23 protein-coding genes and 1 other RNA gene are annotated in these 26,992 nt (G+C 52.9%); 12 read left to right on the top strand and 12 right to left on the bottom strand.

Annotation, left to right across the window (positions count from 1 at the left end; translation table 11 throughout):
* Positions 1 to 63 precede the first annotated feature (63 nt).
* The 4 genes from K0H63_RS06800 to K0H63_RS06785 all read right to left on the bottom strand — a co-directional run bounded on the left by K0H63_RS06800 (position 64) and on the right by K0H63_RS06785 (position 8,780).
* Positions 64 to 1,845, bottom strand: a complete 1,782-nt coding sequence (locus K0H63_RS06800; RefSeq protein ID WP_220067284.1) for a 2OG-Fe(II) oxygenase family protein — start codon at positions 1,843 to 1,845, stop codon at positions 64 to 66.
* A gap of 69 nt (positions 1,846 to 1,914) precedes the next feature.
* On the bottom strand, positions 1,915 to 4,635 hold the full coding sequence (locus K0H63_RS06795; protein WP_220067283.1) for a TonB-dependent receptor plug domain-containing protein: 2,721 nt from the start codon (positions 4,633 to 4,635) through the stop codon (positions 1,915 to 1,917).
* Between the two features lie 354 nt (positions 4,636 to 4,989).
* Positions 4,990 to 6,198, bottom strand: a complete 1,209-nt coding sequence (locus K0H63_RS06790) for a porin (RefSeq protein ID WP_220067282.1) — start codon at positions 6,196 to 6,198, stop codon at positions 4,990 to 4,992.
* A gap of 218 nt (positions 6,199 to 6,416) precedes the next feature.
* Positions 6,417 to 8,780 carry a DNA polymerase II gene (locus K0H63_RS06785; RefSeq protein WP_258405671.1) on the bottom strand — a complete coding sequence of 788 codons (2,364 nt, stop codon included), beginning with the start codon at positions 8,778 to 8,780 and terminating at the stop codon, positions 6,417 to 6,419.
* A 143-nt stretch (positions 8,781 to 8,923) separates the two neighbouring features.
* Here K0H63_RS06785 and dinG point away from each other — a divergent pair, with 143 nt between their 5' ends.
* Genes dinG through K0H63_RS06755 form a run of 6 tightly spaced genes read left to right on the top strand, consistent with a single transcriptional unit; the run spans position 8,924 to position 14,369 of the window.
* Positions 8,924 to 10,999, top strand: coding sequence for an ATP-dependent DNA helicase DinG (dinG, locus tag K0H63_RS06780; protein WP_220067281.1), 2,076 nt, complete (start codon positions 8,924 to 8,926; stop codon positions 10,997 to 10,999).
* A gap of 9 nt (positions 11,000 to 11,008) precedes the next feature.
* Positions 11,009 to 11,782, top strand: a complete 774-nt coding sequence (locus K0H63_RS06775) for a TSUP family transporter (protein ID WP_220067280.1) — start codon at positions 11,009 to 11,011, stop codon at positions 11,780 to 11,782.
* Positions 11,779 to 12,441: a primosomal replication protein gene (locus K0H63_RS06770; RefSeq protein WP_220067279.1), complete on the top strand. Its 663-nt coding sequence runs from the start codon at positions 11,779 to 11,781 to the stop codon at positions 12,439 to 12,441. The genes K0H63_RS06775 and K0H63_RS06770 overlap by 4 nt, the downstream gene beginning before the upstream one ends.
* 9 nt (positions 12,442 to 12,450) lie before the next feature.
* Entirely contained in the window at positions 12,451 to 13,158 is a 708-nt protein-coding gene (locus tag K0H63_RS06765; protein WP_220067278.1) for a DUF2057 domain-containing protein, read from the top strand.
* A 1-nt stretch (position 13,159) separates the two neighbouring features.
* Entirely contained in the window at positions 13,160 to 14,077 is a 918-nt protein-coding gene (locus K0H63_RS06760; protein WP_220067277.1) for a histone deacetylase family protein, read from the top strand.
* A 13-nt stretch (positions 14,078 to 14,090) separates the two neighbouring features.
* Complete coding sequence (locus tag K0H63_RS06755; protein ID WP_220067276.1) at positions 14,091 to 14,369, top strand: late competence development ComFB family protein; 279 nt, start codon at positions 14,091 to 14,093, stop codon at positions 14,367 to 14,369.
* A 10-nt stretch (positions 14,370 to 14,379) separates the two neighbouring features.
* Here K0H63_RS06755 and ffs read toward each other — a convergent pair.
* The 8 genes from ffs to pspA all read right to left on the bottom strand — a co-directional run bounded on the left by ffs (position 14,380) and on the right by pspA (position 20,277).
* Positions 14,380 to 14,476: signal recognition particle sRNA small type (ffs, locus tag K0H63_RS06750), an RNA gene on the bottom strand.
* 151 nt (positions 14,477 to 14,627) lie between these two features.
* The gene (locus tag K0H63_RS06745) at positions 14,628 to 14,939 is read right to left on the bottom strand and encodes a ComEA family DNA-binding protein (RefSeq protein WP_220067275.1); all 312 of its coding nucleotides are present in this window, start codon (positions 14,937 to 14,939) and stop codon (positions 14,628 to 14,630) included.
* A 95-nt stretch (positions 14,940 to 15,034) separates the two neighbouring features.
* A complete protein-coding gene (locus K0H63_RS06740; protein WP_220067274.1) occupies positions 15,035 to 16,213 on the bottom strand; it encodes a trans-sulfuration enzyme family protein in 1,179 nt (392 codons plus the stop codon).
* Positions 16,214 to 16,324: 111 nt separating this feature from the next.
* A complete protein-coding gene (locus K0H63_RS06735; protein WP_258405670.1) occupies positions 16,325 to 17,401 on the bottom strand; it encodes a YcjF family protein in 1,077 nt (358 codons plus the stop codon).
* A gap of 36 nt (positions 17,402 to 17,437) precedes the next feature.
* Positions 17,438 to 18,859, bottom strand: a complete 1,422-nt coding sequence (locus K0H63_RS06730) for a YcjX family GTP-binding protein (RefSeq protein ID WP_220067272.1) — start codon at positions 18,857 to 18,859, stop codon at positions 17,438 to 17,440.
* An 88-nt stretch (positions 18,860 to 18,947) separates the two neighbouring features.
* The gene (pspC, locus tag K0H63_RS06725; protein WP_220067271.1) at positions 18,948 to 19,343 is read right to left on the bottom strand and encodes an envelope stress response membrane protein PspC; all 396 of its coding nucleotides are present in this window, start codon (positions 19,341 to 19,343) and stop codon (positions 18,948 to 18,950) included.
* Positions 19,330 to 19,569, bottom strand: a complete 240-nt coding sequence (gene pspB, locus K0H63_RS06720) for an envelope stress response membrane protein PspB (RefSeq protein ID WP_203326551.1) — start codon at positions 19,567 to 19,569, stop codon at positions 19,330 to 19,332. Before pspB ends, pspC begins: the two co-directional genes overlap by 14 nt.
* 24 nt (positions 19,570 to 19,593) lie before the next feature.
* On the bottom strand, positions 19,594 to 20,277 hold the full coding sequence (pspA, locus tag K0H63_RS06715; RefSeq protein WP_011759353.1) for a phage shock protein PspA: 684 nt from the start codon (positions 20,275 to 20,277) through the stop codon (positions 19,594 to 19,596).
* A 175-nt stretch (positions 20,278 to 20,452) separates the two neighbouring features.
* Between pspA and pspF the strand changes: the two genes are divergently transcribed.
* The 6 genes from pspF to K0H63_RS06685 all read left to right on the top strand — a co-directional run bounded on the left by pspF (position 20,453) and on the right by K0H63_RS06685 (position 26,909).
* A complete protein-coding gene (pspF, locus tag K0H63_RS06710) occupies positions 20,453 to 21,526 on the top strand; it encodes a phage shock protein operon transcriptional activator (protein ID WP_220067270.1) in 1,074 nt (357 codons plus the stop codon).
* Between the two features lie 70 nt (positions 21,527 to 21,596).
* The gene (locus K0H63_RS06705; RefSeq protein ID WP_220067269.1) at positions 21,597 to 23,225 is read left to right on the top strand and encodes an ABC transporter substrate-binding protein; all 1,629 of its coding nucleotides are present in this window, start codon (positions 21,597 to 21,599) and stop codon (positions 23,223 to 23,225) included.
* The gene (locus K0H63_RS06700) at positions 23,225 to 24,256 is read left to right on the top strand and encodes an ABC transporter permease (RefSeq protein WP_011759350.1); all 1,032 of its coding nucleotides are present in this window, start codon (positions 23,225 to 23,227) and stop codon (positions 24,254 to 24,256) included. The genes K0H63_RS06705 and K0H63_RS06700 overlap by 1 nt, the downstream gene beginning before the upstream one ends.
* Positions 24,243 to 25,133 (top strand): ABC transporter permease subunit, encoded by an 891-nt coding sequence (locus tag K0H63_RS06695; protein WP_220067268.1) that lies wholly within the window; start codon positions 24,243 to 24,245, stop codon positions 25,131 to 25,133. Before K0H63_RS06700 ends, K0H63_RS06695 begins: the two co-directional genes overlap by 14 nt.
* A 2-nt stretch (positions 25,134 to 25,135) precedes the next feature.
* The gene (locus tag K0H63_RS06690; protein ID WP_220067267.1) at positions 25,136 to 26,143 is read left to right on the top strand and encodes a peptide ABC transporter ATP-binding protein; all 1,008 of its coding nucleotides are present in this window, start codon (positions 25,136 to 25,138) and stop codon (positions 26,141 to 26,143) included.
* Positions 26,124 to 26,909 (top strand): peptide ABC transporter ATP-binding protein, encoded by a 786-nt coding sequence (locus K0H63_RS06685; protein ID WP_220067266.1) that lies wholly within the window; start codon positions 26,124 to 26,126, stop codon positions 26,907 to 26,909. Before K0H63_RS06690 ends, K0H63_RS06685 begins: the two co-directional genes overlap by 20 nt.
* Positions 26,910 to 26,992 lie beyond the last annotated feature (83 nt).

Genomic DNA, 26,992 nt, shown 5'->3' with positions numbered 1-26,992 from the left:
GGGCTGTGGACTGGGTTTGTAGGCAACTGTAATGCTAAACCCGATGACCTGCCAACATCTGATTCAGTCTCTTGAAAAGCGCAGATCAAAAGCGATTGTCATCCGCTGTTTGTCACTCCGGAACGGGGTAGTTCCGTGCCACATATAAGAGGGAAATACTACCAAAAGCCCGGTGTCTGGCTTAACACAGTAGTCGGGGCTATCCTGCACCCAATCTCCCAGTCCCGCCTCCCCAAATTTTATCCAGCCTTCCCCCGGTCGGCTGTTCACCCCGGATACATCCAAATACAGGCAGGCACTGAGATCGCCGGCATTATGAAAATGATTAGCATGAAAGTGAGTGTCGTTGAGCAGGACTGACCAGGAATCTGTGATAATGAATTCATCCATTTTTAACGAACTCAACGGAGCGGATGAACTGAAATCTACACGTGAGAACAGCCCGGCCAACTGCTCCATCAACCTTTCTTTCAGATCTTGAACATCAGGGTCATAGCTTTCGAAAAAATGGCCAGTGGTCTGACTTCCTCCACGCAGGGATTGTTCAAAGGGTTGCCGATTGGCACTATGCATTCCAGTCAGTTTTTGCTTGAGCCGTTCATGGAGGTCATTCGATGCCAAGTCAATCTGAATACAGTTGATATGCTTATCGAAATCGTACAATCGTCGATATTCCTGTTCCCTACCACTCAATTTTAATACGCTGGCATAGAGCGCATACGTCCCCTGCTTAACATCCGGTAGTTTCAAACGGGCTTGCATCAGGGCAAAAGCCTCATCAGTCCTTTTCATCAACAGCAGTGTCTTAACCTTCTGTTCAATGAATTGTCCATCTTCGGGTTGCTGTGCGATGAGCTCATTAATCTCGGTCAGGGCTTCATTAAAATACCCTAACTCACAGACAATAAACGCTTTAAGAAATTGAAGGGCTGGACTCTTGAATTGCCCTTGATTTAACTCGGTTAGTTGTTGATAGGCAAAGTCGAAGCGGCCACATTTAATCAGCTTTCTTAGATAGTCTTCAAGAACATCTGCTGAAGGAGTACTTTTAAGTGCTGATTCATAATGGATAAAGGCAGAATCCTGCCCGCTTTCCCATTCAAGTCGAAACAGCAAATCAAGGGCTCTTCGCTTGATAGATGGGACGCTCAACATGCCGGAGATAAACTCCTTAGCGCCGTCGATGTTTTCGTGTTGCAATACAATCTTGAACAGCAGTCCCATCAAACCGTCATTAAAGCCCGCAACCGGAATTCGGAATCGCAGCAGATCGAAGGCCTGTTGATTGTGATTCAGGGAATGCAGCAAAAAAGCGATTTTATAGAGTTGATTAGGATTGATATCGGGTTTTTGAGCCAGACGCTTCAGCTCGGAAGTGGCTTGTTCAACCTCCCCCAATCTTCTGTAGCATTCTATCAGCGAAATAAGCGAGCTCACATCATTCGGGCGGAGAATAAGGGATTGCTGCAAAGCAACTTTTGCTTGTGGCCAATCTTCCAACATAAAGTAAAGCCTGCCGAGATTCACCCAGGCATCGAATGAAGGCTGTAGCTTAATCGCATCGCGCAGTTGTGTTTCTGCGTCAGTCCACGCCTGTTTTGCAATGTTTATATTCGCCAACGTTATCAGATACTCGGGATTTCTTCTGACTGACAGTAACCAGCGAAGTATTTTTTCGGCCCCCTCCAGGTCGTTCAGCTTTCGGCGGCACTGCGCCAGTAGGAAATGCGCATCCAAATGGTGCGGAGTCTGCTGCACGACCGTCGAAAAACACTGGCTAGCCCCAGAGAAATTTCCTGCCTGAAAGAGTTGCACTCCAGAGATAAACACCTGTTGCGTATTCATCACCATTACACCTGTAAATAAAAAGCCAGCCCGGAGGCTGGCTTGTTGCTACGATAAATATCAGTTCAATTAGAACTTAACATTTACGCGAGCGTACCAGTACTGACCGGCAGTGTCGTAAGACACTGGGATGGTGTTCATATCCTGGTTGTTGGAGATGTATGGAGCTTCTTCGTCAAACAGGTTACGCACACCCACAGTCAGAGACAGGTTGTCCATAGCGAAGTAAGTACCCTGTACATCGTGATACCAAATGGCATCAGCAATGTTGTCCAGGTTGTCTTCGCTGGCGAAGTAGTCTTCACCTTCTGACTGGTAGCGGGTCTGCCAGCTTACAGACCAGTTATCCATGGTGTAGTTCAAAGACAGGTTGGCACGCAGTCTTGGGAACACAGCCAAGGTGGTTTCCCACTGGTCGGCAGCCACTTTACCGGCGGCGGAAACAAGGTCAGCACCCTCGTATGGCAGGTAGTCATACTGCTCCAGGTAAGTACCGTTCAGCAGTGCAGAGAACTGGCCTTCACCGATGTCAGTCTTGTAAGACAGGTCAAAGTCATAACCTGAAGTCTCGAAGGTAGACAGGTTGGCGTTGGTCAGCAGGATACCTGCAACTGGACCGAGCGCGGTACGGTATGGAGAAGTTGGGTGTGGTGCATCACCAGTCAAGCTTGGGCCTTTGATCAGGTCACACAGTGGGCTTGAGAAGTTGGCTGAGTTCCAGCAAGCGCTAACCACGTTGTCAGTACCGGCAGTACCGATACCGTTGGTGATTTCAATGTTGAAGTAATCAACACTGGCGCTGAAACCGATATCGTGGCTGTATACGAAACCAGCAGTAAAGCTTTCAGACTCTTCTGGCTGCAGATCTGGGTTACCACCGATTACAGTAGAAGACTGGTTAGAAGACAGTTCGAAGTTTCCTGGCAGACCTTCAGCAGCACAGTTGGCTTTAACGGTCGGACTAGTCTTGCTATCAGGAGCGCCATAGTTCTTACAAGGCTCAGCATAAGCCAGGTTGGTTTCAGACTGAGGAGCAAACAGTTCGCTTACGCTTGGCGCGCGGAAACCGTCAGCCAGAGTAGAACGCAGCATCAAACCATCGAATGGAACCCACTCCAGACCGAACTTGGTGTTGGTAGAACCATCATCCAGGAAGTCGAAGTCAGAGTAACGTACCGCGGCAGTCAGACGTAAAGACTCGGCAAAAGGCAGACCTTCGAGGACTGGCATATCGAATTCAGCGTAAGCTTCGTTTACAGAGTAGTCACCGGCAGTAGGCTCACCGGCTACAGAGTAGATCTGGCCGATAGAAGCAGCACCATCAGGTACGCTCTGGTATTCGTCCCAACGCTTTTCAAAACCGGCAGCGAACATGACTTCACCACCAGGCAGTTCCAGACCGAACAGGCTACCGGAGATGTTACCCTGCAGCTGACGGGTCTCACCGCGAACCACTGGCGAGTTAGGTACGAAAGCGTAAGCCAGCATTTCTGGCGTCAGTGTACCTTCGGCCAGCGGGTTCCAGATACCTGGGCAATCTTTATCTTTTGCACACAGATCTGGATCGAGCAGCGCCTGGGCACGAGTTGGGTTTACACGGCCCAAATCCAGGCGTGAGTCCACGTAACGGGCGAAGTTGTATGACAGATCCCAGTAGTAATCGCCCAGAGAACCTTCCAGACCGAATACCATGCGGTAGTCAGAGAAGTCCTGAGTAAAACCACGACCGCCGGTCTCAGACAAACGACGAACCACAACCAAGTCTTCGCCCAGAGGGTTGTATGGGTTTGAGGCTGGCATGGTTGGACCCCAGAAGGTACCTTCTGGTGCCATCAACTGGTCAGACTGACGGTTGGTGAAACCACCTTCAACAAAACCGGTCAGGGTGTCGCTGATTTCGTAACGGCCAGCACCGTTGATGCTGAATACTTCCTGTGGGGTAACCATGTAGCTGGCAACGGCATAGTTATAACCATCAATCGCTTGGTCAAATGGACGAATTTCACCGGTTGATGGGTCAACTACGTGGCCACCTTCAAGGCTATCCGCAAAAAACTGACTGTAAGGGATGGTACCTGAACCACCGCAAACTTTCTCACCGTTACGTTCGAACAGTGGGCAAGCAGAGAAATCACGATCGCCCTGCCAAATCGCTTCACGCTTGGTGTATTGCAGAGACATAACCACGTTGCCGCGATCACTGGAGGTACCAGTGGTCACTGACAGCAGAGTCTTTTCACCGTCGCCTTCACTGGCGATATCGTACTGAGCACCGAACTCAATACCTTCAAAGTCTTTTTTGGTGATGAAGTTGATTACACCGGCGATAGCGTCAGAACCGTAAACGGTAGAAGCACCGTCACGCAGAACTTCGATACGCTCAACGTAAGCAGTAGGAATAGAGTTCAAATCGCCGGAAGCGAAACGACGACCGTTGATCAGAACCAGAGTACGGCCTGAACCCAGACCACGCAGAGAAGCAGTCGCAAAGCCGCGGCTACCGTTGTTTACAGAAGAACCTTCGGCGCCACCGTTGATGGCAGGAATGTTTTGTACGAAGTCTTCGAGGGTAGCTACACCTGAGTTCGCGATGTCTTCAGCAGAAAACATGGTGATCGGGCTGGCAGTTTCAAGGTCAGTACGCTTGATACGAGAGCCAGTTACTTCGATACGCTCGACTTTTTCGCCCTCGTCAGCTGCATATACAGTTGGCGCGGTAAACGCTGCAGTCGTCGCACCTGCTACTAAGGCAAAACGCACAGATTTTGCCAGCATGCTGTTCTTAAGCATCGTCTATCTCCCTGGATTTCAGTTTTTATAATTTGCCCTGTGGGCTTGTGTTAGAGGCGTTACACAAGTAAACACCTTGTCACTTTCAACTGTGGATGGAAACACATAAAAAACATTTTTTCAACATCCAAAAACAGGCTAAATACAATTTGTTCGATGCGAGTGCTTAAATAATCAGCATTTCTTCTGGTGTAATTTCGTGTTTGCCAACGAAACAAATAGCGGGACACTGCGATTCTCGGGCATGTTTGACAGAAAGCAAGTGTCTATAAGTCAATAGCAAACAGGTGGTTATTCATTTAATCAGGCATAAAAAAACCCGGATTAACCGGGTCTTTTTCAGTAACGTTTTTATTACAAGGTGTAACGAATACCTATTGCGATACCGTCATCTTCCGAAAGCGCCATTCTCGCTTCCTGTTCGGCATCGGCACTGCTGAAATCACTGAAGTCTTTACGTCCTTCTACATACAGCACAGTGTCTTTATCCCAAACATAATGTAAACCTGCTACCACAAATTGACGTTTGAACACGTCGTTGGGGTCGGCATTAAAGTTTGGTTGGATAACATAATCATTGCCGGCATCCAGCAAGTTATAAGAAACAAATGCACGGAAACCATTCTCAAATTTGTAGGAGAACAGTGACTCAATACCGTAGGCTTCTTTAATCAAGCGACCGATGTTGTCTGTGTCGTGGTTTTCGTTGTAGTTGTAGTTAACGGAGGCATAGAAACCATCTGTGTCGAAATCCCCCCAGGTCGCCCCCACACCCCAGATAAGATCGACCGCTGTAATTTGGTCGCCGTTACCATAGGTCACATCAAATTCACCGCGGTTTACACCCACCGCCAATGCCAGTTTGTCAGTTGCCTTCCAGGTAACTGCGCCGCCGTAGGTGTAGTTATATTCAACCTGCTGGGCCTCGCGTTTACCCTGTTGCCACAAGGCTTCGCAGTCGGCCTGGGTGATGTCGTCGAAATCGCAGGTGAAAAAAGTACTGTTTTTAAGCTGAGCCTGAATAGCGTAGCTAAAGTCACCCACGCTGTTACGATATTGAATGACCTTATCACCGCGGCCGGTGCCGTTTACAGCGCCATCATCCTTGTTGTAGGTATAAACGCCGGCGGCGTTTCCGTCCCATACAAAGCCATAGTTGGTGCCGTAGACCACGTCATACCAAGCGCCCCACTGTTTACCAATTGTGATGGTACCCCAGGTGTCATGGCTCAGACCGGCATAACCAAGACGGTTATAAAAAAACTCGTCCTGCACGGTTTCAAATTTGTTGTTGTAGACAATCTCACTGCTGCCGAAGGGATTGATACCCCACTCGAGCAGGGCAAAGGCTTTCCAGTCGTGGCTGAGGGCACGCTCGAAGCCAAAATTAATACGAGAGGCACCGTTTACCACTTCTGTGGTGTCCTGGGTATGAATTGCGCGGGCGTCAATGAATCCACCAATGGAGACGGCATTTTTGTCGTCTTTGTAAATTTCGATGGCAGATACGGTGGGAGCCACCAGCGAGGCCAATATTGCGCCGGCGATGAGAGTCTTGTTCATGGTGCCTAACCTTATTTATGGAGATCGAGTCACAGGATATTTTCCGTAATTTTATTTCCATCCTGGAACCGTCGAAGATTAGCAAACCACGAAGCTCTCGACAAAGAGATATTGCAGCAAACGTGTTAAAAATCACAACAACCACCAATTGAAACCACTATTCGATGAGGAGTTAACCGACTATTAACCTAAATCAACCAAGATAGCATGGTGATATACTAGATTAACAACAATTGCTCGGCGCCTGCTTTTTGGTAATTTACTTTCAAAACGGCGAGTATGGGTTCCAAGATGGGTAACAATTGGCGGTCGAAGTAGTAGTCATAATCAATTGGGTGAGACTGAAAACCCAAAGGCTCTGCCCCCGCTTTGGTAAAGATGTACTTGATAGCAGCACCACGCTTTCCCCGGTTGGCATCACCGGTGGCACTGACAAGCAAGGCAGCAGCTTTCACGTGAGGAGCCGATTTTGCCGTGTACTGGTTGATATCGCGCTTGAGACGTTTGTGGAACACCAGCTCATCGTCGTACTCGCCGGCAAATAACGCCCTCTCCACCTCCTGCACATACTCAATCAAGTCCTCCTGCTGGAATAACCGCCTGTACAGCTCGTATTGAACCCGGCGTGCCAACGGGCTCCAATCACTCCTGACCTGCTCCATTCCCTTGAACACCAGTACCTTGTCATTGCCATTGTCGCACTGCCCGACATAGCGTTTTTTGCTGCCTTCAGTGGAATGCCTGAGTGTGGGCATAAAAAATTGCTCGAAGTGCCGCTCAAACTCAAGCTCCAAAAAACACTCCAGGCCTTTATCCTCCCGCAGCTGCTGGCGCCAACGCTGATTTACCATGTCTACCAGCGCACGGCCCGTAGTATTTGCATCCTTGGCATCATCACCCAACCAAACAAACGTAGAGTCGGTGTCGCCATAAATGACCTGAAATCCTTCCGCTTCTATCCAGGCCTTGGTCGTGCGCATGATCTCGTGCCCCCGCAGGGTGATAGAGCTCGCCAAACGATAATCGTGAAACACACAGCCGCGGGAGCCCAGCACCCCATAGAGTGAATTCATGATGATTTTCACAGCCTGGGACATGGGGCCGTTGTGGTTGGCTTTGGCCTCTTCTCTGCGGCTTGCCAGAGTTGCAACAAGTCCAGGCAGAATGGGCGACTGTCGACTGAATCTTGCCCCGCGAAATCCTTCAACTGACATGGCCTCAGGTTCAGACAGCCCCAGCACCAGTCCCTTGGGGTCGATTAAAAAGGTTCGGATGATGGAGGGATAGAGGCTCTTGTAATCCAGCACCAACACGTTGCGATATAAACCCGGAACCGAATCCATCACATAGCCACCGGGGCTGTCGGGCCCTGGGACTTTTTGCATTGCGGGTGCCACAAAACCCGCCCGGTGCAAATGGGGCAGATAAAGGTGATTAAAGGCCGCAACACTGGCACCCACCCGACCAAATTCCAATCCGGTGAGGCGCGCCCGCTCGAGGGCAAAATGGATGAGATCGGTCTTTTGAAAAATATCCCATACCAGACGGCAGTCGGTGAGGTTATAAAAAGCCAGTGCCGCTTTGTCTTCGCTAAATAACCGGGTAATTTCTTCCCCGCGGTCATCAGGATTATGGATAGCCTTACCCTCACCCAGGAGTTCACCCGCCACCCGGTCCAGGGCAAAACTGTCAAACTGGTAAAATGCGGCCTTTAACCAATCAATGCCATCGAGAACGACCCGCCCGGGCAAGTCCAGGGTTTCAGGTCTGTGCTTGTCTTCTACTTTCCAACCGAGCGGTTTACCGAACCGCCCGATGCAAAGCCGCATACCATGGTGTTTAGCCCGCCGCCACAAAAGTGACAGGTCGAAGGTCACCACTGCCCAGCCCAGGAGGATGTCCGGGTCAACTTCCATAAACCAGCGCTGAAGCGACATCAGTAGGCCCACTTCATCACAGGCCCACTCCACGGCAACCCTATGTTCTATCCCATCCCGATGGCAAATGAGTTCAGTATCGCCTTCTCCGACCATGATGACTTTGGCTGCGCAGTCACCATATAAACCAATGGAATAGAGCTCACCCGACATACTGCATTCGATATCGAGGGATACGGCTTTTAGGGGAATGTGTTCACTGGTGGCCCTCACCCGGGTGGCGATAAACCGGGCTGGGTCACTCCCGTCGAAGTAGCCGTAGAATTCCGCATCCAGCGCTACAAAACGCTCAATCAGGAAACGTTGCTCTGGTTTGATATCGGCCTCATAAAGCGCAATATCCAGCTCCAGTGCCCGGGTGACGAGGCGCTTGAGTATAACGCCTGTGCGGCAATAGATTGCATGTACGGGCTGCCTGCTGAAACTCTGCAGTTTAAGGGGTGTAGACCAGGCTTCAGTGTTTGCGATGCCCGCAAGCAGCCGCTGTACCTCATCGCTGTGACAAAAAGCCATGGGCCTTTGATTATGCACTTCCACCTTCACCGGCCCATGGGCGGTTTTGATCAGATATTCAAGCACTGTGTCACCGCCGCGCTGCACACTGGCGCGCGTAAGCACCCGCCCCTTAAGCAGGGTCGGGGCCATTGAATCATTGGAGCCAGGGGAGCAAACGGATGACAATTCCATGGGCAAAGGAGTAAAAAACACACATAAGCAATGATTGCAGGGTTCTTAGCCTAAGCAATCACTGTTATTATGTACAGCATAATTGAGCCGCCGAGAGCCCCATGCTGCCAGACAAAGTCAAAACCCAAATCCGCGCAATCTACAAGGATATTGCCGCTGCGTTGCCAAACTTCCGGTCCCGCCGCGAGCAAAACTACATGGTGGCGGAGATCTCAAAGACTCTGGCAGGGGAATATGACAAGCACAGACGCATCATAGTCGTTGAGGCTGGCACAGGGATTGGTAAGTCACTGTCTTACATTCTGGGCACCATTCCGCTGGCGTTGGCTCAGAAAAAGAAAGTCTGTATCGCCACTGCAACCGTAGCACTGCAGGAGCAGCTGCTGCACAAGGATTTACCATTCTTTTTGGCGCAGTCAGGGCTGAACTTTCGGTTTGGGCTTGTCAAAGGCAGGCAAAGATATGTGTGCCTTGCCAAGCTGGAGATGCTCATCGGCGACAACAATGGTACTCAAATGGCCATGTGGCAGACCAAGCCCGATACGGCGCAGGTTGAAATGCTGCAAAAGCTGCACAGCGATTTTCATAAGGGCCTCTGGAACGGCGAAATAGATACCCTGGAGACGCCCATTCCCGATCACCTTTGGCAGCAAATTGCCTGCGATAAGCACTCCTGTCACCGGCAAAATGCCAGCCACCGCCAATGCCCGTTTCACAAGGCGCGGGAAGATGTGGATACCTGGGATGTACTGATTGCCAACCACAGTTTACTGTTCGCCGATCTCGAGCTCGGCGGCGGGGTAATACTGCCCGATCCCGAAGAGATGTTTTACGTGATTGACGAGGCCCATCACCTGCCAGTGGTGGCAAGGGACTTTTCCAGCGCGCAGGCCACACTGAGGGGCGCAGCCGACTGGCTCGAGAAAATTGGCAAAACCGCCGCCAAATTGCAAAACCAAATCAAGAGCAACAACATCATAGCACCTGCACAGGCCATGCAAGACCATGTTGCTGACATCGCCGGCATGCTTAACCAGGTGGCCCATTATTGCGATGGTGAAAAGGCCCGCTTCGATAACCCGGAAAACCGCTTGCGCTTTACCCATGGCGCCCTGCCCGAGGTACTTAAACGCCACGCCGAAAACCTGGCCACTGCCACCAGTGGTGCCTTGAAGCAATTCAGCAAGATGCAGCTGCTGCTTGGTGAAGCAATTAAGGATGGCGACATCCCACGCCATCAGGCCGATACCCTGCAAACCGAGACCGGCTTTATGCTGCAGCGGCTTGAGAATCTGCACAAGCTCTGGAAAATGATGGCAAAAGAGGACAGTAAAAAAGGGGCGCCCACCGCGCGCTGGATTGAACTCCTGCCGGCCACCAAACAAGTGGACTACCTGCTTTGCGCCTCCCCCATCGAAGTGGGCTTTATGCTGGAATCCATGCTGTGGGAAAAGGCGGCTGGGGTGGTGCTTTGCAGTGCAACCTTACGGGCACTCAACCAATTTGACTATTTCGCCCATCAGGTAGGGCTTTCACTGCACGATGGCAGTCGCTATCTCGCGCTCCAATCGCCTTTCGACTTTGAAAACAATGCCACCCTGTATTTGCCCAAAATGCGCACTGAGCCAACCGACGACAATTACACCGACGAACTGGCCGAGCATATTTTAAAACTTACTGAGCATGAAATGGCCAGCCTGGTGCTGTTTGCCTCTTATTGGCAGATGGAAAAAGTCGCCGATATCCTTGGCCCCAAACTGAAAATTCCGTTGCTTATCCAGGGTAACTCGCCGCGTCAACTGCTGCTGGACAGTCATAAAAAGCGTTGTGATGAAGGCAAGCCGTCGTTGCTCTTTGGCACCGGCAGTTTCTCAGAGGGCCTCGACTTGCCCGGTGAATACCTTACCAACCTGATTGTCACCAAACTGCCCTTTGCGGTGCCCACATCACCGGTAGAGCAGGCCCATGCGGAGTACATCAAGGAAAAAGGCGGCAATCCCTTTTTGCAACTGACCATCCCGGACGCCTCACGCAAGCTCATCCAAAGCTGCGGCCGTTTGCTGCGAAAAGAGCAGGACTATGGCAGGATCACCATATTGGACAGACGCCTTGTGAGTAAAAGATATGGCAAGTCTCTGCTGGACGCCCTGCCACCCTATCGCAGGGTTATTGAATAGGAACCCTCTGTGGAATTACTGCAAGACCCCGCCAGCCTGATACTGTTGGCGTTGGTCGGCCTGATTGCCGGCTTTATTGACGCAGTTGTGGGCGGTGGCGGCCTCTTATCGATTCCGGCGCTGCTGTCATTCGGGCTCCCTCCCCATCAGGCGCTGGGTACCAATAAATTGTCGGCCTGTTTTGGCTCGGCTACCGCCGCTTGGACCTACTACAGACAGCAACTGCTAACCCCTGCCTTTTGGCGCCACAGTGCCACGGCTACCCTGATTGGCGCCCTGCTGGGGACAATTGCCGTTTACCTTACCGACGCCGAGATTTTGCAAAAGCTACTGCCGCTCATCATCATGGCTATTGCCCTCTACACCCTGTTGAAACCCAGTGCCATAGAGCACCCCAAAGCACAGGAGCCACAGACACCGGCCAGTAGCAAACGTCAGTGGCTTCAGGGCCTGCCACTGGGATTTTACGATGGCTATGCAGGCCCAGGGATTGGTGCCTTCTGGACCTTGAGTTCCAGCCGCCTTTACCGTCTGCCGGTATTGCAAAACTGCGCCCTGGCAAGGGCCATGACCCTGATAAGCAATATCACCGCCCTGACGGTATTTCTGATCTTTGGCCAGGTTGAGGTTGCGGTGGGTCTCTTTCTGGGCGCATCCATGATGGCAGGGGCTTACCTCGGTGCCCGCAGCGCCATTCATTTTGGGCTTCCCTTTATTCGGCCAGTGTTTATTCTGATTGTGTTTGCCGCATCCACCCAACTCGCCTGGAGAGCCTGGTTTTGAAATACGACGGATTGCTGTCACGCCTGCGCAGCCAGCTGAAAACCCTGGAACAGGAGGTGCTTCAGCACGATGCGGCGCTGCCACCCCACAGCCGTAAGCTGATGCAGGACACTGAAAGGTTTAACGAAGAGCTGTTTATCCAGCATGGTGCCCAGCTTTATCCCTGCATCGGCCAGATTGAAAAAGACATCAAACAGCTGGAGCAGCGGCTTAAGCTCAATTTAAACGCGTCCACCATCATCGCCGCCTGTGAGCGTATCAACGACAGGTTCAGTGCCGTTAAACGGGCGCTTGCCACCACAGGGATAGGCGTCAAGGCCGCGGTTCAGGCAAAAGACAGTGCCAGAAAGCGCATGCTCGCCAGTCAGGAGCGGCGTCACGATAACAGTGGTTTTGCCTGGATTGCTGCCGGCGTCATGCAAAACAGCCATCAACTCTATGATGAGTTGAATAAACATTTGAACTGGGCCAGAAAAATCGAGTCAAAGATCGAGCAACTGGAAACAATACTTGAAAATTGTCACGGTACTGACAAAATCAAAACGCAAAATGAGATCCTTTTGATGCACCGCAGGCTCGGAAAGTGTCGCCAGGCAATCAGTTACATAGAAGATCGCATCCAGGCATTCGAGCGGCCGTATCAAAGTCACAATCGTTAAGGAGCAACAATGAAATCAGTTTTGCCTGTCGGCGCTCTGCTTGCGCTGGCCGCTTCATCCTCGGTGTTTGCCGGCAGTCTCACTATTCCTATGTCTTTTGAGTATTTGGCACTGGACGGCCAGGAAATTGCTACCAACAGTTTTTCCCACAAGGCCGAACTTGACCTTTCTCCGGGCACCCACAAGATTGCCATCCGTTATCACGATATGGTGGACGATGAGTTCAGTGACAGCCAGACCTTTGTTAAATCAGCCCCTTTCATTCTGACACTGAGGGTTGATGGGGATCACGATTACTTCCTCAAACCCGCCAGTGGTGAGGTTGTCAAACAACCCAAGCAGTTTGCCAAAGCGCCCCAGGTCGTGGTTAACCGTGCCGACAAGGGCGAGGTAAGCTACAAAATAGTCCAGACAGACTACAAAGAAGACAGCTTTGTCGGTCGTCTCTTTGGTGGTTCCAAAGGCGTGGATATTGACGAAGCCGCCGCTGCCGCCACCGCCGCTGGCACTGCAGCAGTGGTAAGCGCAACGCCCGCAGCGCCGGTAAGCCAAGCAACGGCCCCCGCAGTCGCTGACACTGTCGCACCCGCAGCAACCAGCCCGGTTCCTCCAGCTGTTGGCGGCGCTCACGCGCAGCAAATGCTGCAATACTGGTGGCTGCAAGCTGATGAAAAAACCCGCAAGGAGTTTATGAGCTGGGCAATCAAACAGCTCTGAAATGATCCCTCTGGTCTATCACACCAGCTATTCCAAGCTGGTGTTGCCCCCAAAGCATCAGTTCCCCATCACCAAGTACGCCCATCTCCGGCAGCATTTGCTGGAGTCTGGGCATGCTTTGGAAGCGCAGTTTGTCTCACCTGAACCGGTGGACGCAGCCTTAATCAAAGGTGTACACGACCCGGGCTACGTAAATGCCTTTCTCAGTGGCAATCTGTCACCGCAAGCCATTCGCCGGTTGGGGTTTCCCTGGAGCCACGCCCTGGTCGAACGCACCCTCCACTCTTTGGGCGGGTCCCTGCTTACGGCCGAGCTCGCCATGAGCCACGGCATTGCACTTCACCTTGCAGGCGGCTACCACCACGCCCACCGTGATTTTGGCAGCGGATATTGTGTATTTAACGATCTGGTATTGGCGGCAAGGCACCTTATCATCGAGGGGCATGCCGGCCGGGTGATGATCCTTGACTGTGACGTACATCAGGGCGATGGCACTGCAACCCTGTGCGCAGACATGGACGATATCATCAGTGTATCTGTGCACTGCGACAGTAATTTCCCCAGTCGCAAGCCCGCGTCAGACTATGATGTTCCGCTGCAAAAAGGGCTAGAGGACGACGGCTATCTCAATGCATTGGCGCAGGTATTTCAATACCTTCTGCATCTGGAAAAGCCGGATGTCATTCTCTATGATGCAGGAGTCGATGTTCATCATGGTGACAGGCTGGGACACCTTAATATCAGTACCCAAGGCCTCCTTCGCAGAGACAAATTGGTATTAACCATGGCCAGGGACGCCGGGTTACCGCTGGCCGCTGTGATTGGCGGCGGCTACTCTGTAAATCCACTACACTTGAGCGAAAGACACAGCCAATTATTTATTGCCGCCAATCAGGTATGGCAAGGGGATAATGAATAACGCGGAGCATCTTATGCAACTCGAAATCAGAAACTACTATGAAGTGCTGCTCATGGAAATATTGTCTGACGAAGGCTTGATGGATGAGCTTCCTGAAGATTATCTGGCCGACCTGTCCTGTATTACCCTCAATCAACTTCCCGTGCGTTATATCCGCCACCTGGTCGACACCTATTTTTTTGAGGACTATCAGGAGCTGAAGCAAATGCGCAACGAAATACAAACGGCACTGGAAAAGTCCCGGGCATTTTTGAAGAAACGTAATCTGGAGCGGCTTCGCGAACGCGATTAGATTGGTGACGTACCCAGAGCCACACCCCGGCACACGAGTCGCCTGCTGCGGTTGCTTCCTTCCGGACCTGGCCGAGTTCACAGGTTATCATTGCGGGGGGACCCTGGGTCCGCCATAGATTTCCATCAGCGATGGAACGGCGCCGATTATCCCCCAATGCCAAGCGGCAAATCAAGTTAAAACCGGAAATTAGCGCCTTTACCCTGCACAACAGCACAATAGATAAACAAAAGGCCTGCAAAGCAGGCCATTTGTCAGTTAGAGACTCAGAACGTCCCTGTTGTCGTCCAGCACCTTCTGACCGACGCCTGCCACCTTGGTGAGGTCTTCCACACTGGCAAAGCGGCCATATTGATTACGGTACTCAACTATCGCCTTGGCTTTTGCCTGCCCAATACCTTTGAGCAACTGCAGTTCGCTTTCAGTCGCGGTGTTGATGTTGATTTTGCTGGCCTGAGGCATCTGCGCCTCTGCCTTGGGGGCTGTGTCTGTTTTGGGGGCTTCGGCGGCCAGCAGCGGTAGATGCGTCACTGCGGCGCCAAGCAAAAGGGTAACAAGTAGTTTGTTCATAGGTTCACTCCATTGAGATTTTAACGTGGCCGGGGCTCCCTTTCCTTGCCACTTCAATAACTCTAGTTACCCTTTGTAAAAGCGCAAATCTCCCGTTAGATTTTTGCCAATGCCTGAGATAAATCCGCAATCAAATCATCCACATCTTCCAGTCCAACTGAAATTCTCAGCAGGGTATCGGTGATCCCGGCCTCAAGCCGTGCTTCCGGGGTGTAAGGTGAGTGCGTCATGGATGCCGGATGCTGAATAAGGGACTCGGCATCCCCCAGACTTACAGCGATGGTGAATACCTTGAGACTGTCTACAAAATTGATGGAGCCCTCGATATCAGACTTAAGCTCAAAGGCAATAACGCCCCCGGCACGGCGCATCTGCTTACCGAGGAATTGATTACCCTGATGGCTCTTTAGCCCGGGGTAATAAACACGCACCACCTTGGGATGAGCCTCAAGGAAATCCGCAATTTTTTCCGCATTATCACAGTGACGCTGAACCCGCACGTCCAGGGTTTTCATGCCCCTCAGGATGAGCCATGCATCGTGGGGCGACATCACGGCGCCTATATCTTTGATGATTTGATATTTAACTTTATCAATCTGTTCCTTGCTGCCTGCCACCATGCCGGCTATCACGTCGCCATGACCATTGAGGTATTTGGTGGCGCTGTGAATAACCATATCGATGCCGTGCTCCAGGGGACGCTGCAGCAGCGGGGTCATAAAGGTGTTATCGACTATGGTAAGCAAACCGTGGCGCTTGCCGATGGCGGCGATGGCATCGAGGTCGAACACATCAAGATGGGGATTCACCGGGGTTTCACAGAAAATCACCCGGGTATTGTCACGGATGGCACCTTCGATGGCGGCAGGCTCTTTAAAATCCACCAAGGTCACTTCAATCCCAAAACGGGCCATCAGCTCAGTCATCAGGGCAAAGGTACAGCCATACACGGCACGGCTCGCCACCAAATGATCGCCCTGGCTCAGATTGGCAAGCAGCGCCGCTGACACAGCACCCATACCGGACGCCGTGGCGGCTGCGGTCTCAGCCCCTTCGAGAATGGCCAGCTTACGCTCAAGCTCTGCTGTGGTGGGGTTTCCCAGGCGGGTGTAGATATAGCCAGCCTCATCACCGGCAAAACGGGCACCACCCTGACGGGCGTTGTCAAATACAAAGGTCGCACTCTGATAGAGGGGACTCACCAGCGCCCCCATGGCATCACGCTCGTGGCCACCATGAACAACGAGGGTGGCTAACTTGCTTTTCTCCTGCATAACTGCTCTCCCAAAAGCACCACCTTAAGAAATTATAGGTTGTGGCGGTGGTGTGGGCACTAACATGACGGCCCCGGACGCAAACGCCAAGGGCCGCAGCAGAATTAAGCGTCAGCTATTTGTAAAATCTTTGTTACGACGTAGACGGCTATCCACCTGGCCATTTAGAGCGCTACTAAACAAAGACTTAAGTTCGACAAGCAGTTGCTGATGGATACGGGAAAGCTTGGGTTTCTGCTCAGTTTTGAAGGTCAGCGGCCGGCAAAGCGCCATGGCCTGGTAGCCAAGCCGGGCAGTCAGTAGCCCGCCTCCGAGGCCCTGAGCCAAGCGGGCAGACAGCTTACCGGTCATCTCCACCGACAGCAGTTGACTGCCAAGGTCGGTCACAAGCTCTGTAGTGCCCGCATAGAAGATATTGACCAGAATGGCGCGGATAAGCCGGATGCGGCTCCAGTAACCCAGCTCCACACCGTAGCAGTCGGCCACGTCACGGATCATCTTTTGATTACGCCACAGGATGATACCCATATCGAGCACCGCCAACGGGCTTGCCGCCAACAGCGCGGCCGACTCCATGGCGTAGCGGCTGACTTTGCGTTTGGCTGCTTCATCCTGGGCTGTGAGTACACACTCCTCATAGAGAGTCAGCTTTTCCGCGTCGTTATGGTCATCCCGCACCAACCCCTTGAACTTGTTGAGAGCCTCTTGCGGCGCCTTGGCACTGAGGCCATCAATAAACGCGTCGGCCTCGCCGATTTGTACACTTTCACGAATTCGAGTCCCCTGCTCTCTCGCGTCATCTGTGGCTTTAAGACGCTTGAGCAGCCGGTATTCGCGCCAGGCTGCGCCAAGCCCCCAGGTGAGCACCAGGCCAAGCACCACACCATATAGTCCAAACAGCCAGGGGCTTTGACGATACGCATCCATCAATCCCAGTGCGGTTTCGGTGACCACAAGTACACCCAGGCCTGTGAGTGCCCACTTCGCCAGCGGCGACCAGCGGCGGCCCTTCAGCCCCTGCAGGGTGATATGGGCATCGAGGGGTGACAGCGCCTGTTCAAGTTCGGTTTCATCGAGGGTGCGCACCTCGGTCTCGACGGCGAAGCGTTGGGTGCCGGCAAGGGCATCATCGCTTGGCTGCTCGGATTCAAAGCGGCGCGCGGGCGCCAGCGGCGTCTCGTCTTTCATGATTTCAGTCATCTCCTGCTACAAACTGGTTCCCACTCAGGCGAGCTTATCGCCGAGCAGGTATTCCAGCAGATGATCGAGGCGGATATGGGCCATGGGGCTTTCGCCATTTCTGGCCATGGGCGCAAACTGCACAAATTCAAAGCCCTGATTTTGCCAGAAATCCGGCTTGGGCAAGCTTTGGGGCACTTCGCCGGGAAACAACGTAATGGGCTTGCCGGTGGCAAGCTCGGTGCCTGTGACCACTTCCACTTCGCCATTTTCGGTATTGACCATCCCAGGCCGGGTGGCGCGAATGGCACTGATGGCCATGGCCTCAACCTGACAACCTTCAAAGCGAGCGAAGTGCTCACTTCGCCCCAGCATTTGTTTGAGCAGCCCGAGCACCCTGCCCTGCTGATCCCGGGTCACGTGGTCAATTTTACTGGCGGCAAAGAGCAGCTTGTCGATACGGGGGGAAAACAACCTGCGGATCAGGCTGGACTGACCGAACCTGAAACTCTCGAGAATGCCATCCAGCGCCAGACTCATGTCTTCAAACTGGGCCCGGCCGCGATTAAGCGCACTGAAGCAGTCCACCAACACCAACTGCCTGTCAAAGCGAGCGAAATGACGTTTAAAGAAGGGCTCGACCACCGCATCCACATATTCGCGATAACGGCGACAAAGCTGTCCGTAGGCACTGTCTTTGCCCGCTTCTGCGGCCCGTTTGTGGGACGCATCATCCAGCGGCAGTGGGAAGAACGCCAGCAGCGGCGCGCCTTCAAGCTCCCCGGGCAGCAACATGCGTCCGGGCTGGGCGAAGTAATAACCCTGACTGTGCACAGACTCTTCAAGGTAGGCGCGATACAGGCCTGCGATACGTTCAAACTCTTCATCGCTTAAAGGCTCATCGAGGCGAACCCGGCTCGCTGCCTCAATAAAAGCCTTCAAAGACTCGGATGGCGCGCGCTTGTTGATGGCAGCAAACACACTCTGACTCCAGCTGGCATAGTCCTGCCGCAGCATGGGTAAGTCCAGCAGCCATTCACCGGGGTAATCCACCAAATCAAGATACAGGGTGGATACATCAGAGAGTTTTGATAACAAGCCGCCTTTGGGGCGATAGCGGATTTCGAGCCTGAGCTCAGACAAATTGCGGGTAGATGCAGGCCAGCTTGGCGGCGTCTGTGATAAGGCCGAGAGCGCCCCTTGGAGGTCAAAACTGGCAATGTTTAAATCAGGCTGACTGGCGCGGCGAACCCCAACCAGCCTTTCATCGCGGCTCACCTGCCATAGTGGCAGGTTTTTATCGTTTGCAGCGGTGGCACTCAGAAGCTGATGAACAAGGCCTGTGATAAAGGCGGTTTTCCCTGCACCCGAGAGGCCGGTTACCGCCAGTCTTAAATGCCGGTCTGTGCTCCTTGCCAGCAGATCGCGTGCCTTTTGTGTGAGTTTATCCACCGGGCTGCTCGCCATAGAATCTCCTGTGTCATTCCCTTAACGGCGTCTTTGTTTTATACACTGCCAACAAAGACAAAGGGCGACCGAGTCGCCCGTAGTTAACTTAAAGGTTATTGATTTGCCGCTTTAAGTCGTAGTTGTCTGATGTCACATAGCGCTCGAGTGAACGGAGCCTGGACTCCAGGGAGCGAAAGCGACTGTTCACATCGGCCAGTGCCTGTTTGGCGGGTTCTCCGGCCTGCCAGACCTTGCGTTTTACCTCAATCTCGCTGATGTCATCGTGGATTTTTGTCGATGCCGGCTTCACATCCAAAATCATCCACAGGGCCACATACAGAATGAAGATGATGCCTGAACCGCCAAGGAGGAAGATGGACACGGCCACCACTCGTACCAACCAGGTTTCGAAGCCGAAGTACTCGGCGACTCCGGCGCAGACCCCGGCGATTTTGCCTTGCTGGGGAATGCGATAGAGGGTCCTGCCATCACGCGTGCTCATGCTTGTTCCTCCACTCAGGAGACTCTGCATCCAAAATCGCTTCCAGAGTCTCGATACGCTGATCCATCTTGTCAGCCAGGGCGATGAGTTCGTTAAGCTGTTTGAACTCTTCGTCGGTGAGTCCCTGGCTCACCTGCCGCTTGCTGCGGTAATGCAGAACCAGCCATATGGGTGCCACTATCACCATGAAAATAATAATGGGCGCCATCAATACATCCATATCCATAACTCACCTCCCCCGAATAATTCGTTACTTGCCAGCTTTTTCTTTGGTCTTGCCCTTCATTTTAGCCTTTAGGGCTTCCAGCTCGGCATTCACTGAATCTTCGGCCTGCAGGGCGGCAAATTCGTCGTTCAGACTGGATTTGTTGGCCAGATCGTAAGACTCCACCTGAGCTTCCAGGCTTTCGACACGTTGTTCATACTGCTCGAACTTCAACATGGCATTGTCGATTTTGCTTGAATCCAGCTGCTTTTTTACCTCAAGGCGGCTGGAAGCAGTCTGCTTGCGCATGATGATGGTCTTCTGGCGTGCCTTGGCGTCGGCCAGTTTTTCCTGAAGCTGAGTCACTTCTTCTTTCAGACGCAGGATATGGTCTTCAACCACTTCCAGCTCACGCTGCAGGGTGTCGGCCAGGGTAGAGGCTTTTTGCTTTTCTACCAGGGCGGCACGGGCCAGATCTTCACGCTCTTTGGAGATGGCCAGCTCGGCTTTCTCTTCCCAATCCTGCACCTGGGCGTCAACCCGGGCGATGCGGCGAAGGATGTCTTTCTTCTCGGCCAGAACCTTGGCTGAGGTAGAACGCACTTCCACCAGAGTGTCTTCCATTTCCTGAATGATAAGGCGAACCATTTTTTCCGGATCTTCGGCCTTGTCCAGCAGGGCACTGATGTTGGAGTTAATGATGTCCGCGAAACGAGAGAAAATACCCATAATTCAATCCTCACATATAGTTGGTTGTCGCCATAAGTAATACACAGAGCGTGCCAACTTTGGTTTTTATATATTTTTCAATAACAAAGACGATATTTTAAGATTCGCTTTATTTTATAAGTGCAGACACCTATTATGAATTTCACCACTTGTTAGCGAATAAGACCAACAAAAAGTGCCCAACGCATTTAAACAGGATAACCTCATCGGACAGTCCAATGCACTACTGGAAGTGCTTGAACATGTCTCACGAATCGCTCCCCTCTCCAAGCCTGTGCTGATTATTGGAGAACGAGGTACCGGCAAGGAACTGATCGCCGAGCGTCTGCACTATCTGTCCCAGCGCTGGGATCAGAGTTTTCTTAAGCTAAATTGTTCATCTTTGAGTGAAAATCTACTCGAAAGTGAACTCTTTGGCCATGAGTCCGGCGCCTTTACCGGCGCCAAGGGGCGTCACGAAGGCCGCTTTGAGCGTGCCGATGGCGGCACCCTGTTTTTGGACGAGCTGGCCAACACCTCCGGACTTATTCAGGAAAAGCTGCTCAGGGTCATCGAATATGGGGAGTATGAGCGTGTGGGTGGCAGTAAAACGCTGCAAGCCGATGTGCGCCTTATCTGCGCCGCTAACGAAGACTTACCATCATTGGCCGAAGCCGGAGAGTTTCGCGCCGACCTGCTGGACAGACTCGCCTTTGACGTCATCACCCTGCCGCCGCTGAGAAGCCGTAAAGAAGATATCATGCCGCTGGCCGAGTATTTCGGTGTTGGCATGGCGCGGCAGCTGAAACTCGAATATTTTCCGGGATTTGCCCCCCACGCCATTGAGCAGCTGATGAATCATCAGTGGCCAGGTAACATCCGCGAGCTCAAAAACGTCATTGAACGCTCTGTGTATCGCAGCGGTGCCGATGGCGAGCCCATCGAACACATAGTGCTGGACCCCTTCGATTCCCCATGGCGGCCAAAAGGCCGGATTAAGACCCGGGAGCGCCAGGTTCAGCCCGCGCTGGCGTCGGAGCCCAAATCAGAGCCCCCATTGGTAACAACTGCTGCCGTCAGTGAAGGCGCGCCAACGCCAAGTTTTCCGCTGGATTTGAAAGAGCATCTGGAAGCCGTAGAAAAAGACCTCATCCAACAGGCGCTGGCAGCAAGTCAGTTCAATCAAAAGAAATCGGCGGATATGTTGGGGCTCAGCTATCACCAGCTGCGCGGGATCCTGAAGAAATACAATTTACTGGATAAGGCATAAGTGGATTGCCGGGGGCGGCGAGCGGCTGTTAGAATCAACCATTACCGCTTACATCAATAACGATTCTTTAATGAATGCGCTGACAACCCGGCTCTATCGGTTTGCTTTGCTGCCCCTTCTCGGTGGTTGGCTCGCGGCCTGTGGCCATCAGCAATTGCCACCTGGGGTGGTTTACTGCTCTGAAGGCAACCCTGAATCATTCAATCCCCAGACAGTGACCTCCGGCACCACTATCGATGCCACATCCCAACAGATATACAGTCGTTTGGTGGATTACGATGCCGAAGAAGGCAAGATAGTGCCTGCGCTGGCCGAGCGTTGGAGCATCAGCGACGACGGTTTGGAATATCGTTTCGTATTGCGTCAGGGCGTGCAATTTCATCATTCAGCCAAGTTCACCCCCAGTCGCCCAATGAATGCCGACGATGTGCTGTTTTCGTTCCAGCGCATTCTCGATGATGAGCATCCCTTCCACTGGGTTTCCCGCAGCGGCTATCCGTTTTTCCAAAGCATCGATTTCGCCAATCAGGTTGCCTCGGTTACCAAGGCCGGCGATAACGAAGTGGTGTTTAAACTCAATCACACCGATGCATCGTTTTTATCGAATCTTGCCACGGACTTTGCCGTTATCCTGTCGGCCGAATACGCAGCCCAGCAACTGAGGGCAGGTACCCCGGAACAGCTCGACATCCAGGCCATAGGCACTGGACCGTTCCACTTGGTGGAATACGTAAAGAACGAATATATTCGCTACCGTCGCCACGAAGACTATTGGGGCAAGGCCCCTGAAATAGACATGCTGGTGTACGACATCACCTCCAAGAGCACTGTGCGCTTGTCAAAGCTCATTACCGGCGACTGCAGCGTGTCGGCCCTGCCCAAGGCAGGTGAACTTGATTTAATAGAGGCCCATCCTGAGCTTACGTTGGAGTCAAAACCTGGCCTCAATGTGGCCTTTTGGGCATTCAATACCCAAAAAGCGCCATTCAATGATGTGCGGGTACGAAAAGCCCTGTCACTGGCCATCGATAAGCGCAATATTCTTGCAGCCGTATATCAGGACACCGCTGTCGAGGCGCAAAGCCTGCTGCCGCCCTCTTCCTGGGCGTATGCCAGGGATTATGAACTCGACATAGACTATTCGCCCTCCAGAGCCATGACCCTGCTGGCGGACGCCGGCGTTCGTAACCTCAACATTGATATCTGGGCCATGCCGGTTGCCAGGGCATACAACCCCAACGCCCTGAAAACGGCAGAACTCATTCAGGCGGATTTGGCCAATATCGGGGTAAAGGCCAATATCGTCAGTTATGACTGGTCGGTGTTTACCCAGAAATTGAATCAGAGCGATTATGACTCTGTGCTTATTGGCTGGAACGCCGACAACAGCGACCCTGACAACTTTTTCAGCCCGCTTTTGAGCTGCGCCTCCATGGCATCGGGAAGTAACCGCTCACGTTGGTGCAACCCCGCATTTGACCAGCTGCTGTCCAGAGCCCGCTCGACCACCGACAGATTGGAGCGCACCGCCCTCTATCAGGAGGCTCAGGCCACAGTTGCCAAAGAATTGCCACTGTTTGCCTTTGCACACGCCAAGCGCTCGCTGGTACACCGCACCAATATCCAGCATATGCCGGTAACACCTTTTGGCGGCATTGCCTTTGCCGACATCCAGCCCGCAACGGGGGAGGAGAACTGATGGGTATTTACCTTATCCGCAGACTGAACCTCTTTATCGCTACCTCCATATTGATGGTGAGCATTCTGTTTCTGGCAACCAGCCAGTTCCCAACGGACAGGGTGTATGCCCTGACAGGCATCGACAATCCTTCCGGCGAGCAGGCCCTTCAGATTATCGAAGATTATCAGCTGGATAAGTCAGAGTTCCGCCAGTATATCGCCTATGTTCAGCAGCGACTGACCGGTAATCTGGGTATTTCCACCACCTCTCAGCAGAGTGTGGCCAAAGAGCTGGCCACTGTGCTGCCGACATCCTTTGAGCTGGCGTGTTTTTCTGGCTTATTGGCGCTACTTCTTGGGATCCCACTCGGGGTTTTGGCTTCCCTCAACCAACATAAGCTGACCCAGCATGCCATTATGGCCATTACCCTCACCGGCTATTCAGTGCCGGTGTTTTGGCTTGGCTTATCGTTGTCGTTGTGGTTTGGCGTGCGTTTGGGTTGGTTACCAATCTCGGGCCAGATTAACCTGCTTTACGAAATCAAACCTGTCACCGGCTTTATGCTGATTGACACCCTGCTGTCAGATTCAAGTTACCGTATTTCGGCGTTCAAGGATGCGCTGGCTCACATCGTTTTGCCGGCAGTCACCTTAGCGGTGCTGCCCTTTACCGTGGTGGTGCGTATTACCCGCGCCGCCATGGTCAACGTGATGAACCAGACTTATATCCGTGCCGCCGAGGCGCGTGGACTGCACACGGGCATGATCATCCTGAAACATGCGCTGCCCAACGCCCTCATCCCTGTGCTGAAGCACCTGGGCCTGATGCTCGGTGCGTTCGCCAGCTATGCCATTGTGGTGGAAGTGATTTTCTCCTGGCCCGGTGTGGGCTCCTGGCTGGTGTCAGGTATCTATCAGCGTGATTACACTGTCATTCAGGGCGGGATTCTGGCGGTTGCCCTGCTCATTATCTTCCTGAGCATCCTGATTGAAGTGATACACACAGCCTCCAACCCGCTGAGCAGGAAAGAACTTTATGCCTCAAATTAAGATTTATCAGGAAGACGACATTCCGTCTCCCATGAGGCGGCTCTGGCAGGCATTTGCATCCAACCCCTTCGCCCTGGCGGGGCTTTGGGTCATCATAGGACTGCTGTTTTTCACCCTGTTGGGGCCCTGGCTTGCGCCCTTTAGTCCGGAAGCGCAAAACCCCAAAGCCTTGCTCTTGCCACCCTCCTGGGATCCCGCCGGTACGGTGGAACACTTTTTAGGCACCGATGACCTGGGCCGGGATATATTCAGCCGCATCCTGCATGGTGTACAGCTGACATTCGGCATGTCGCTGGCCGTGGTGATTACGGCGCTGCTGCTTGGCTTTGTCATAGGCGCCATCTCGGGCATGATGAAAGGGCTGAAATCCAGTATTCTCGGTCACCTCCTGGACGCGCTCCTGTCTATTCCATCACTCTTGATGGCCATTCTGGTCGTCGCGGTGCTGGGGCCTGGGCTTGGCAATGTATTTTGGGCCGTGGGTATTGCCCTCACCCCGCAGTTTGTGCGCGCCATTCATCAGGCCATCCACGAAGAACTGCAAAAAGAATATGTCACGGCCGCCCGCCTCGATGGCGCCAACAGTGCCCAGATTTTCTGGTATGTGATCATGCCCAACGTCTGGGAAGTGGTGATCATTCAAACCACGCTCGCCATTTCCACCGCGATTCTGGATATTGCCGCACTGGGCTTTCTGAATCTGGGGGCTCAGGCGCCCAGCCCCGAGTGGGGTGCCATGGTGTTTCAGGGGCTCGATAACCTGCTGACCGCCCCCTGGACCATGACCATTCCCGGGCTCGCGATACTCTTTACCGTGCTTGCCGTTAACCTGGTGGGCGATGGATTACGCTCGGCCCTCGCGCCGATAAAGAACTGATTATGCCGCTACTGGATATTCGCAATCTCACTATCGAACTCGACACCCCACACGGGCGGGTCAAGGCGCTGGAAAAAGTCAGCCTGACGCTCCATGCCGGTGAAATTCATGGCTTGGTGGGCGAGTCGGGCTCGGGTCGCAGCTTGCTTGCCCGGGCCGTTTTGGGGATCCCTGGGCCCAACTGGACCATTACCGCCGACCGCATGATGTGGGATGGCCGTAACCTCATGGAAATGAGCGATGTCGAACGCCGCAATCTGATGGGCAAAGACATGGCGATGATATTTCAGGACCCTTCCGGTAGCCTCGACCCAGTCATCACCATTGGTGCCCAGCTGATTGAAGCCATGCCCGCCGACAAGAATGTGCCCTTCTGGCGACGTGGTCGTGAGCGGCGGCTGACGGCACAAAAATGGCTGCACAAGGTGGGTATCAAGGATCCCAAGCGGGTCATGGCCTCCTATCCCTGGGAAACCTCCGAAGGCGAATGCCAAAAGGTGATGATTGCCATGGCGCTGGCCAATCAGCCAAGACTGCTGATTGCCGATGAACCGACCAACTCCATGGAACCCAGCACCCAGGCCCAGATTTTCCGCCTCCTGGCACAGCTCAATCAGCTGCAGGGGGTAACCATTATGATGATTAGCCATGAGCTTGAGACCCTGGCGGACTGGTGCAACAACCTCACCGTGCTTTATTGTGGTCAGGTGATGGAATCCGGTCCCATCGATGAGCTTATCCGTGAGCCACTGCACCCCTATACCAAGGCGCTGATGGATCACCTTCCCGATTACCGTGGCAACTTGCCCCACAAGAGCCTGATGCCGGTATTGCCGGGGTCAGCGCCGGCCTTACAGCATTTACCTATAGGTTGCCGCCTCGGACCACGCTGCCCGGAAGCCAGGCGCGAGTGTGTCCATCAGCCGCAGTTGCAGCACCAAAAAGACAGATACTATGCCTGTCATTTCCCTTATCGCACGGAGACGAATAATGACGACACCGCTGCTTAAGGTCACCGGTCTGTCAAAGCGCTACTTCACCGGTTATCACAGGTTTAAGCGCCAGTATAACGAGGCCTTGGCTCCCATTTCATTCGAGCTTGGCCGTGGCGAGACCCTTGCCATTGTCGGCGAGGCAGGCTCAGGCAAAAGTACCCTTGCACGAATATTGGTGGGCGCTGAGCAGCGCTCCAGCGGTGATATCCAGTTCGAAGGCGAATCGCTTGAGAGTCGCAACCTAAAACAGCGTTGCCGGCTTATCCGGATGATTTTTCAGGACCCCAATACCTCGCTAAACCCCCGTTTATCAATTGGCGAGTTGCTCGAAGAGCCGTTGAGGTTCAATACAGATATGTCAGCACATGAGCGCAGTGTTCAGGTCACTGAAACCCTGCGCAAAGTTGGACTCTTACCTGAGCATGCCGATTTTTATCCGCATATGATTTCTGAAGGTCAAAAACAGCGGGTGGCCGTGGCTCGGGCGCTGATGCTCAGCCCCAAGGTGATTATTGCCGACGAGGCGCTGACCGCGCTGGATCTTTCTGTTCGCTCACAAATTCTCAATCTGCTGTTACACCTGCAAAAGGAAATGGGCCTGTCTTACATCTTCGTATCCCATAACCTCAATCTGGTGCGCCATGTAAGCGACAAAATCATGGTGCTGCACAAGGGCCAGCTTGTAGAAAAAGGCCCGGTGCAAAAGGTATTCGAAAGCCCGGAGCATGAGTACACCGCCAGGCTGATTGCCGAGCAAACCCGTCAGGTGAGAAAGCGCTGAACTCATCCAACCACCGGGGTGAATTGTAAAAAAGGAGCTGCCTTCGGCCGCTCAAGTCATTATTCTATTGCCAGTGTTGACTG

This window comes from Shewanella zhangzhouensis, from assembly GCF_019457615.1.
Lineage (GTDB): Bacteria > Pseudomonadota > Gammaproteobacteria > Enterobacterales > Shewanellaceae > Shewanella > Shewanella zhangzhouensis.
Note: the sequence above shows the minus strand (reverse complement) of the source record. Positions and strands in the feature narration are given on the sequence as shown.